9 protein-coding genes are annotated in these 7,348 nt (G+C 48.5%); 7 read left to right on the top strand and 2 right to left on the bottom strand.

Annotation, left to right across the window (positions count from 1 at the left end):
• Nucleotides 1-102 precede the first annotated feature (102 nt).
• The 7 genes from ffh (at nucleotide 103) to lepB (ending at nucleotide 4,531) form a co-directional block, all read left to right on the top strand.
• Nucleotides 103-1,446: a signal recognition particle protein gene (gene ffh / locus WCO51_07575; protein MEI6513120.1), complete on the top strand. Its 1,344-nt coding sequence runs from the start codon at nucleotides 103-105 to the stop codon at nucleotides 1,444-1,446.
• A gap of 104 nt (nucleotides 1,447-1,550) precedes the next feature.
• Nucleotides 1,551-1,820: a 30S ribosomal protein S16 gene (rpsP, locus tag WCO51_07570; protein MEI6513119.1), complete on the top strand. Its 270-nt coding sequence runs from the start codon at nucleotides 1,551-1,553 to the stop codon at nucleotides 1,818-1,820.
• Between the two features lie 24 nt (nucleotides 1,821-1,844).
• Complete coding sequence (locus tag WCO51_07565; GenBank protein MEI6513118.1) at nucleotides 1,845-2,084, top strand: KH domain-containing protein; 240 nt, start codon at nucleotides 1,845-1,847, stop codon at nucleotides 2,082-2,084.
• 12 nt (nucleotides 2,085-2,096) lie between these two features.
• On the top strand, nucleotides 2,097-2,627 hold the full coding sequence (gene rimM / locus WCO51_07560; protein ID MEI6513117.1) for a ribosome maturation factor RimM: 531 nt from the start codon (nucleotides 2,097-2,099) through the stop codon (nucleotides 2,625-2,627).
• The gene (gene trmD, locus WCO51_07555) at nucleotides 2,617-3,342 is read left to right on the top strand and encodes a tRNA (guanosine(37)-N1)-methyltransferase TrmD (protein MEI6513116.1); all 726 of its coding nucleotides are present in this window, start codon (nucleotides 2,617-2,619) and stop codon (nucleotides 3,340-3,342) included. The genes rimM and trmD overlap by 11 nt, the downstream gene beginning before the upstream one ends.
• Nucleotides 3,343-3,353: 11 nt before the next feature.
• Entirely contained in the window at nucleotides 3,354-3,722 is a 369-nt protein-coding gene (gene rplS / locus WCO51_07550) for a 50S ribosomal protein L19 (protein ID MEI6513115.1), read from the top strand.
• A 23-nt stretch (nucleotides 3,723-3,745) separates the two neighbouring features.
• The gene (gene lepB / locus WCO51_07545; protein ID MEI6513114.1) at nucleotides 3,746-4,531 is read left to right on the top strand and encodes a signal peptidase I; all 786 of its coding nucleotides are present in this window, start codon (nucleotides 3,746-3,748) and stop codon (nucleotides 4,529-4,531) included.
• 130 nt (nucleotides 4,532-4,661) lie between these two features.
• Here lepB and WCO51_07540 read toward each other — a convergent pair whose 3' ends face one another.
• Entirely contained in the window at nucleotides 4,662-6,281 is a 1,620-nt protein-coding gene (locus WCO51_07540; GenBank protein MEI6513113.1) for a hypothetical protein, read from the bottom strand.
• Between the two features lie 7 nt (nucleotides 6,282-6,288).
• Nucleotides 6,289-7,348: glycosyltransferase family 4 protein (locus tag WCO51_07535; GenBank protein ID MEI6513112.1), on the bottom strand; the 1,060-nt coding region annotated here is incomplete at its 5' end.

Genomic DNA, 7,348 nt, shown 5'->3' with positions numbered 1-7,348 from the left:
CACGTTTGACATAGATTGGCTTGAAGGGTATACTCTATCGCACCCGAAATTGGGGCAAACCTGTTTCTACCCGTACATGTATGAGGGTGATACGTAGTAAATATGTTTGAAAGTCTGACTGATAAGCTGCAAGGCATTTTCGAACGCTTGCGCGGCAAGGGGCGGGTAAGCGAACAGGACGTAAACGAAGCGATGCGCGAAGTTCGAATCGCGTTGCTTGAAGCCGATGTGAATTTTCGCGTCGTCAAGGACTTTGTCAACTTAATAAGAGAGAAAGCGGTTGGACAGGATGTCTTAGAGAGCCTGACCGCAGCCCAGCAGGTTATTAAGATCGTTCGTGACCAATTGATAGAACTCCTAGGAGGCCAGGTCTCCGATGTCAATTGGGCGGGCACGCCGCCGACAGTATTTTTACTCTGCGGTCTGCAAGGTTGTGGTAAGACGACAACAGCTGCTAAGCTTGCGCGCTATTGGAAAAAGCAGGGCAAGAAGCCGATGATGGTGGCTGCCGATGTGCAGCGGCCTGCCGCAATTAAGCAGTTGGAAGTATTAGGCGAGCAAGTGGGTGTGCCCGTCTTTTCCCGTCACGATGGCGCATCACCAAGCGAGATCATCAAAGGCGCTCTTCAAAACGCATCGGAGCGTGATGTTGCTGTGCTGATCGTTGATACGGCTGGACGGCTTCAAATCGATGAAGCGCTGATGCAGGAGCTGCGCGATGTCAAGCAGATAGCGCAACCGCATGAAAGCTTCCTAGTGGTGGACGCCACCACCGGTCAAGAAGCGGTCAACGTCTCGCAGACATTCAATGAACAGCTTGGGATAGATAGTGTAATCGTTACCAAAATGGATGGTGATGCGCGCGGTGGAGCCATTCTTTCCGTCAAAGCCGTCACCGGAAAGCCGATACGGTTTTACGGAACAGGCGAAAAAGATGACGCGATTGAGGTTTTTCATCCCGATCGAATCGCCGGACGAATCCTGGGAATGGGCGATGTGTTATCGCTGGTGGAACGAGCCGAGCAAGCAATCGATATCGAAAAAGCCCAGGAAATGGAGCGAAGACTTCGTAAGAAGCAGCTCGATTTTAACGATTTTTTAGAACAAATGCAGCAAGTGCGCCGTATGGGGCCTCTCGATCAAGTAATGGGGATGATCCCCGGACTTAACAAGATCAAGCAATCAATCGATGGTCAGGCGCAAGAAGAGAGCTTAAAGCGAGTAGAGGCGATTATCCATTCGATGACGCCGCGTGAGCGAAGCCATCCGGAGATTTTTGATGGAAGCCGAAAGCGACGCGTCGCGGCAGGCTCGGGTACTACCGTTCAGGAAATAAACGAATTAATCAAACAGTTAACCGGTATGCGACAGATGTTAAAGACTTTGATGGGTGGAGCAGGATCAGGAAAGAAAAAGAAATGGCCTGGCGCGCTCCCAAGGTTTTAATTATTATCATCTGTCAACTGTAAACAGCGCTATTTATTTTAGTATTAACCGTTTCGGAATCATCTATACTGAAAAGACTTGTAAAAACGTAGGGAGGTATATCTTTGGTTAAAATCCGACTTCGTCGAATGGGAGCAAAGAAACGCCCATTTTATAGAATGGTTGTTTCGCCCAGCACGGCGCCCAGAAATGGAAGATTTGTAGAAACCATCGGGACTTATGATCCGTTGACGGATCCGTCGACGGTCAAAATAAATGCTGAGAGAGCCGCTTATTGGATAAGCACCGGCGCTCAGCCAACAGATACCGCTAGGTGGTTATTAGAAAGAGAAGGCATCCTTCAAAAGAAAGTAACCAAAAAAACACAGGCATAACGTGCCGAGGGTCTAGGTGTCTCCTTGAAACAGCTGATCGAGTATTTGGTCAAATCGATGGTTGACAATCCAGAGGAAGTTCGCATTGAAGAGCATCCTTTGGAAGATCATACGAAGTACCAGGTGTTTGTGTCTAATGAAGACATTGGGAAGGTGATCGGTAAAAACGGCCGCATCGCCAACGCTTTACGCTTGGTTATTAAGGCTGCAGCTTCGAAGGACAAACGCAGAGTGTTCTTGGAAATTGTCACGCAGCAGGAGTAAGATAATTATCTTATGAAGGATCAGTTCGAGGACTGGCTTTTGATCGGCATAGTAGGCGCGCCAGTTGGCTTAAAGGGTGAAGTTAAAATACACTCTGAAACCGACTTTCCCGAACGGTTCGAACCTGGGCAGCGTGTGTTCTTACGCTTAAAGCAGGATAGCATTCCTCAAGAGCGATTAATAGAAAGCGCTCGCTGGTATAAAGGCAGCGTTATTATTCGTTTCCAAGGGGATCAACGAATCGAAGATATTGAAGTTTACCGCTTCGCCGAAGTACTGGTTCCTGCCAGTGAGCGTATGGAGCTTGAAGAGGGGCAGTATTACGTTTCCGATTTAATCGGTATTGATGTCTATCTGGATAATGGGCAGCACATCGGAAAAATTGATGATGTGTTGCAACATTCAGCTAATGATGTGTATGTTGTGGGTAAAATCTTAATCCCTGCGGTTCGCAGTTTTATTTTAGAAGTGGACATGCAGGGCAAACGTATGGTTGTGAAAGATATGCCCGGACTTTTGCCGGAGACCCAGGATGAGGGTTGATGTTATTACGCTCTTCCCTGAGTTTATCGAGGCAGGCATAAGCTATAGCATTGTTAAGCGTGCTCGAGAAATCGGCGCTCTTACCGTAGGTACACGCAATCCGCGTGACTTTTCGCACGATCGCCATCGGACGGTTGATGATAGTCCCTATGGCGGCGGCGCCGGAATGGTTATGAAACCGGATGTGGTTTGTGCAGCTGCTGAAGCCTGTTTGGCGGAAGCCAATGTTGAAAAGCCGAGAATAGTGTTGTTGGAACCGCAAGCTCGCTTGTTCGACCAGCAACTCGCTGCACAATGGGCTACTGAGCCTTATTTGATGCTGATTTCCGGCCATTATGAAGGTATTGATGAGCGGATACGCCAGGGGTTGGTGACGGATGTTGTCTCGATTGGAGACTATGTGCTGACCGGAGGCGAGTTGCCCGCATTAGTTATAATTGATGCAATAGCACGATTGCTGCCGGGAGTAGTAGGCTCCGAGGAATCGCTCGAACAAGACTCTTTTGCCGAAGGTCTACTGGGGTATCCGCAGTATACGCGGCCTGAAGAGTTTCATGGAATGCGGGTTCCGGAAGTATTACAGTCCGGTAACCACGCAGAAATCGCCCGTTGGAGGCGTAAACAATCGCTTTTGCGCACTCGGCAAGAAAGACCCGATCTGTTTGCCAGAGCGCCAATAAAAAAAGAAGACTTAAAGTTAATGAGTGAACATTAGCATAGGAGTGAATGATGTCTCAGCAGTTAATAGAAGAAATAACGAAACCCTATCTCAAGACCGAGATCCCTGAATTCGGACCTGGCGATACGGTTAAAGTAAGTGTGAAGGTACGTGAAGGCGGAAAAGACCGCATCCAGATATACGAGGGTGTCGTCATCGCTATCAAGCATGGCGGAATCTCGACCACTTTCACCGTCCGCAAAATCTCCAATAGTATTGGGGTCGAGCGAACCTTCCCGCTTCATTCGCCATTTGTTGCGAAGGTTGAAGTTACACGTAGAGGCGCTGTAAGACGAGCTAAACTTTACTTCCTTCGTGATAAAGTCGGAAAAGCTGCTCGTATCAAAGAGCGCGGTTATTCAAAGTCCGGCAAGTAGCTGCCTTGTTATAGATATAAAAAATGGGCAATCCCACTACTCTTGCACGAATAATTGAGACAGTCGCTGGAGCCAGTGTATTTATCATCGTTATGGTAACACTGGGGCTGACTGTATTGCGTTTAGCTTTACAACCAATTCAGGAACCGGTAACCAAATGGTTGAGCGAGTTGTTCGACTCGATTATTTGGGCTGCGGTTGTTGTGTTTCTGGTTCTAAGGCCATTTGCAATTCAAACATTCAACATCCCTTCCGAATCGATGGTCAATACGCTGTTGATAGGCGATTATGTGCTTGTCAACAAAGGGCTCTATCGAACTCGCGATCCAAAGGTAGACGAGATTGTTGTTTTTCGAGGCCCGCCTTCTTCGCTTTCAGAGGGTCAAACACCTGAAAAGACCTATCTAATTAAGCGCTGTATCGGAACGCCTGGTATGATAGTCGAAATTCGCAAGCAGCCTGATGGCACCCCTGTCCTTTACCGTAATGGTAAACCAGTCAATGAACCATTTGCCCGTAAAGCGCCGGCTGATTCAATAACTTGTTTCAAAATAGTAAATGGCGAACCGGTTCGTTGGGAAGATGGCAGAGTTTTTGTGGGGCAGAATAGATACATTGATGGAGCTGAGGCTGATAAGTTAATTAAGGCTTCCCCTGGCCCAATTCCGCCTGGGATGTATTTGATGATGGGTGATAACCGACCTTCAAGTTATGACAGTCGTTTCTGGGGACTCTTAGATCGCGAACGGGTGATGGGTCGTTCAGAGTTCATTTGGTGGCCGCCCAGCCGAATCGGACTTACTCGATAATTAATATTTACCTGTTCCCCACGAAGAAATAAAATCCGCCGGCCCAATTCTGTAAGGCTAGCGGGATTAAGATAAACAACGGGATTAAGATAAACAAAAGGTACGGCTCTTTGGCTGTGCCTTTTTTAATTTACCGCACCCGATACACCCTGAAGATTCCATTTTCGTAGACAATTGGACCTAGGGGGGAGAGATCGGCTAGGTGGAGTTCGGGGATTTTGGCGGGTTCTCGGAAGGTGAGGACGTAGGTGGCGTCGGCTTGGTTTAGAAGATAGCGTTTTTCGTCGATTGTGGTGGCAGTGCTTAGTATGCCGGTACGGACTTCATTGAGGCGGGTTATGAAGTCGGGGGTTTCGCTCCAGTGGCTTACATAAGTGCGATTGCCGGCGAACGCAGAGATGTAGCAGGCCAAATTGGGCATTGCTACGACTCCTTCATCCGGTTGGGTATTCTTACCAAACCATTGGATTACATCCCATAAATCGGGGTCAAGATAAGGCCAATGCATTGTGGTGTTGGATTTATTTGCCAATAGAAGATCAAAATCGCGCTGAACCCACTTTATATTTGTCGGAATGAGCACAAGAAGAACTAATCCAAACAGTGCCAATCGGCGAGGTGAGGGCAAACGGGACAAGAGAAGCCATAGGAAACCCGCAGCTAGTAACACGAGAGGCCATTGTTCACCCATCCAAAGCTTACGTTGGAATAGCACTGGAAGATAGGGGATAGCAAAACCGATTACCGCCCATGCGGGGAGAAGGGCGCGGGCATTGTCCGTAAAGGCATCCCGTTTTCGCAGCGCATAGTACATGCCGGCAAGCGCTAACGGGATAAGTAGCCCAAAGCCCATTAGATATTTCCAGAGAGGCTCTGAGAACGTTTGGGTGGCAGCTCTGGAGCGGAAGACGGCATCGACGCTGTGGACGTGTAGAAGCCATAACAGCGGCGGAATAGCCCCTAATGCAATCACACCGACCCGCAGGAGCCATCGCCAATCTAATTGCCGCATTACGGCCTTTAGAATAACAAACCCCACTCCGACAGCAGCGATGGTAACAATATCATAAGTGTGGATGTTCGCCAGAAGCAAAGCAAATAAGGCGCCGCGTGGGACGGCTTTCCAGCTTTTTTCGGCATCGAGAACCGCAAGCCAGACCTCCAGAATAAGCCAACCGGCAACTGCGAATAGGGGGTTGAAGTAAAGGCTTGTAAAGGTCATAAGCTCTGGCTGCCACGCATCGGCTGGAGCGATCCAGCCGTAGGTCTGCCAGGCAGTCCAACCTAAACCCGACGAGAGTAAAGCCAATAATACCGCCCATCGTCGGCTTTCTTCATTAGTCAATAGACGTTGTGAAAGGCGGTAGAAGGCCCATATCATCAATATGCCGAAAATAAATCTCGCCAAGTGTAATATTATCTGGGGTGGCAGGTTTGTAAAACGTTCGATAGTACCTAATGCCCAAAAGAATAAGTGAACCGTTTGTCTTGGCTGTGGGTCGGTGGTAAAGCGGTTATCGAAGAAGAAATGGCCTTGTTTTGCTTGGGTCATCCAAGCGGTATAGACGCAGAAATCATCGGCATTATAGTGGAAACCGGTGTAGTAGCTTTTGCCGGCGATTGACCATCCGATGAGGTAGGGCAAAAGCGTGGCCGTCATGAAGAGCAAAGCAACCTTGCCTATCCAAGGAATGCTTAATCGAGAGCTAACGGTTCGGTTCGAAGGCGACTGATGGGCCACCTCCTGCATTTTGTCTTCACCAACCCGACTTGCCGTATTCTTCCCAAACGCGTTTGTAAGTGCCGATGGTCTGCTTGGAAATCAGATCCCAATTGAATACCTTTATCGCACGGTCATAGGCTTTGTCGGCCATTTCTTTGGCTTGCTTAGGGTTCTTTAATACATTCAAGATTCCCCATGCCAGACTGTCGCTGTTGTTCAACCAGGTGACGGTACCGCTTACTTCATGTTGAACGATTTCTTTAAGACCGCCGGCATCGGAAACAACAGTCGGCACATGCGCTGCCATAGCCTCAAGCGCAACAATTCCGAATGGCTCGTACAAGCTAGGGAATGTGGCGACATCGATGACTCGATAGAGCTTAAGCAACTCATCATCGGGAACGAAACCGGCAAAAAAAACCGAGCGATTAACGCCGAGGAAGCGAGTATAGTTCACAAAGTGCTCTCGCCAACCCCCGCCAACAATGATGAATTTGACTTTCGGATAAGCTGCCATCACTCGTGGAACGGCATCGAGAAGAATGTGAATACCCTTCTCTCTAACAAAACGGCCAACGTAGAAAACCAACTTCTCATCCGGAGCAGCAAACTTAGCGCGATATGCCTGACGTTCTTCTTCCGAGAACTCGAAATTGAATTTAGCTGCCTCTACACCGTTGTAGATGACATCGATCTTATCCAAATTTGCGGATAAAGTGTTCGAAATCTCGCCTCGCATGTATTCACTGCAGGCAATGATGCGCCAAGCTTCGTGAGCAAGCTTCCATTCGATGCTGTTGATATAACGTTGAATATCTGTACCAATGCCATTATTGCGGCCATGTTCGGTAGCGTGAATGGTCGCAATAAGCGGCAGTTTGTATTTGTGCTTTAGGGGGGTAGCAGCAAACTCAGCGAGCCAGTCGTGGGCATGGAGGATAATGCCGTCCTTAAACGACTTCTTATCCCAGGGCTTGCCCTTAGTCCACTTATCGAGCAATGCATCAGTTCGAGCGAATATGGCTTCGTTGAGGAGGTGGACCCAGTTGACAAAATCGTCGGCTCGGCCTTCAGCCGATACACGGTGTATAAAA

Source organism: bacterium (assembly GCA_037131655.1).
Taxonomy (GTDB): Bacteria; Armatimonadota; Fimbriimonadia; order Fimbriimonadales; family JBAXQP01; genus JBAXQP01.
The sequence above is the reverse complement of the archived record's forward strand: the minus strand, read 5'-3'. Positions and strand labels throughout refer to the sequence as shown.